3 protein-coding genes are annotated in these 2,462 nt (G+C 66.4%); all 3 read left to right on the top strand.

From position 1 onward, the window contains the following. The first annotated feature begins 435 nt into the window (after positions 1-435). Positions 436-690, top strand: coding sequence for a type II toxin-antitoxin system prevent-host-death family antitoxin (locus tag QZX93_RS07605; protein WP_295388975.1), 255 nt, complete (start codon positions 436-438; stop codon positions 688-690). 1 nt (position 691) lies between these two features. Further along, a complete protein-coding gene (locus QZX93_RS07600) occupies positions 692-952 on the top strand; it encodes a Txe/YoeB family addiction module toxin (protein WP_295388974.1) in 261 nt (86 codons plus the stop codon). A gap of 110 nt (positions 953-1,062) precedes the next feature. Beyond that, the gene (locus tag QZX93_RS07595; RefSeq protein ID WP_295388973.1) at positions 1,063-2,436 is read left to right on the top strand and encodes a hypothetical protein; all 1,374 of its coding nucleotides are present in this window, start codon (positions 1,063-1,065) and stop codon (positions 2,434-2,436) included. Positions 2,437-2,462: the final 26 nt, after the last annotated feature.

Below are 2,462 nucleotides of genomic sequence, written 5' to 3'. Positions count from 1 at the left end.
CTCAGGCCGCCCGCGCGTCGCCTGCGGGCGTGACTGTCCGCGGGAAGGAGTTGTTGAGAGCCGTTCTCAACTGGGAGCCGTAGCGACCCGAGGTCGGCCGCGTCCGCCACACCACGCCCGCGCTTCAGCCCCGCCTCATCCCGCCCTAACCTCGCGGCGCCGGCCAAGAACGTCGCAGCGCAAACGGCTCACCCCGGGACGGCCTTGACCATAACGACGGCCAGCGGCGCTCGGTCCGCATAGCGGACCCTAGGGTAAGGCCGCGATCCAGGGTCCGCTGTGCGGACCAACGGCCTCGCGGCTAGCACGATGCCCGGGAGCATGATCAAGGCCCCGGACCCCGGACCCCGGATCGGGCGGGCCTTGGTCTGCTCACGCTTTACCCCAAGGCCGAGTCACTCCATACTTGTACGTCCAACAAGACAGGTGCGCGCCATGCAGACCCTCAGTTTTACCGATGCCCGCAACAATCTGAAGGGCGTGTTGGACCGCGTCGCGCGCGACGCGGACTACACGGTCATCACCCGCCGCGATGCCCAGGACGCGGTGGTCATGTCGCTTGACAGCTTCAACAGTCTGATGGAGACCGTCCACCTATTGCGGTCCCCCGCCAATGCCGCCCACCTGGCCCGGTCCATCGCTCAGTATCGTGGTGGCGAGACGCTGGAGCGGGACTTGGTGCAAGACTAGGATGGCGCTGCGGCTCGCCTGGACCGGGGAAGCCTGGGCCGACTCTCTCTACTGGCAGGGACAGGATAGAAAGACCCTCAAGCGTATCAACGCCCTGATCGCCGACACCCTGCGTACGCCGTTCGGCGGGATCGGCAAGCCCGAGCGCCTGCGGGAGAACCTCTCGGGCTTCTGGTCTCGCCGCATTGACGATAGCAATCGGCTCGTCTATGCGGTGGACATCGATCACCTGATTATCATCGCTTGCCTGTATCACTACTGACTCCGAGCGCGACCCTTTACCACCCCTTCGGCCGGTGGCAGGATTGACGCGCCGCGGCAGCACCTGCGGTCTGCACCAATCCCGGTACCAATGACGGCAGCGGAGGCGCGATGGCCAAGAAACAAGCGGTGGTCCTGATCCACGGGATCGGCGAGCAGATCCCCATGGAGACCCTGAGGGGCTTTGTGGACGCGGTGTGGAGCAAGGACACCGCCATTCATCATCCATTCCGTGCCCCGACGGTCTGGAGCAAGCCGGACGATATCTCCGGGAGCTTCGAACTGCGCCGCCTCACCACCGGCCGCAATCGCGCCGAGGTCCGGACTGACTTTTTCGAGTTCTACTGGGCCTATCTGGGGCGCGACACCCGGACGGCGCAGGTCACGGCCTGGCTGCGCCTCCTGGTCCTGCGCCGCCCGTCGCGCATCCCGGCGCCGCTGCGCCTCATCTGGTGGTTGCTGGTCGGCTCCGCGCTGGTGGCCTTGGTCTCCCTCTATGCCTTCGGGATGCCCAAGCCAGGGGACTGGATTCCGGCGCCCGCCTGGGCGATCGGGCTGGCCGGCGGTCTGCTATCCGCACTGGCGGGTGGTTTCCTGGTCAAGTACATCGGTGACGCGGCGCGCTATCTTCACGGTGCGCCCGACAACGTGGAGCACCGCCAGAAGATCCGCACCAAGGGCGTGGAGCTATTGAAAAAGCTCCAGGATAGCGGCCAGTACCAGCGCATCCTGGTGGTCGGTCACAGCCTGGGCAGCGTCATCGGCTATGACATCCTGACCTATCTTTGGGCGCACCGCGATACCCGCCCGGAGCGCACCCCGGACGGCGCCAGGCCCAGGACCGAGGCGCTGAATCGGCTGCTCGGACTGGCGCGCGCCGAGCCCTTCGACCCCGATGGCTACCGACAGGCCCAGGGTGACTATCTCAAGGAACTACAGGCGAACGGCAGTCCCTGGCTGATTACCGACTTCATCACCTTGGGCAATCCTTTGGTCCATGCGGAGCTGTTGCTGGCGAAGGGGCCTGACGACCTGAGGTCCAGGCTGGCCGACCGGGAGTTGCCAACCTGCCCGCCGGTCTTGGAAGGTAAGAGCAAGGGCCGGAGCTTCGCCCATCCCGCTGCCGGTACCCGTGCGCCCCGCTGGGTTCCGCACCATGCCGCGCCGTTCGCCCCCACCCGCTGGACCAATCTCTATTTCCCGACCCGCTTCCTGGTGCGGGGCGACCCCATCGGCGGGCCGCTGGCGCCGATCTTTGGCCAGGGTATCCGGGATGTGGCAGTGCAGACGCCGGTTCGCCGGGGGTTCTTCAGTCATACCCGGTATTGGGCGCTGGCGGGGCAGGGTGAGGTAACTGCGGCTGCTGTCGAGTGTCAACCCAAAGTAGAAATGTCCCCTATTCCGCAAAGTAGAGATGTCCCCTGTTGGCGGGGGCAGGGGGCGAGATGCAGGGGAGGGGCCGCCGGGTCGGCGGGCCAGACGTAGGGAGCCCGTAGGGCGACCGGAGTCTG

The sequence above is a fragment of the uncultured Thiodictyon sp. genome, assembly GCF_903946935.1.
In the GTDB taxonomy this organism is placed as follows: Bacteria; Pseudomonadota; Gammaproteobacteria; order Chromatiales; family Chromatiaceae; genus Thiodictyon.
Note: the sequence above shows the minus strand (reverse complement) of the source record. Positions and strands in the feature narration are given on the sequence as shown.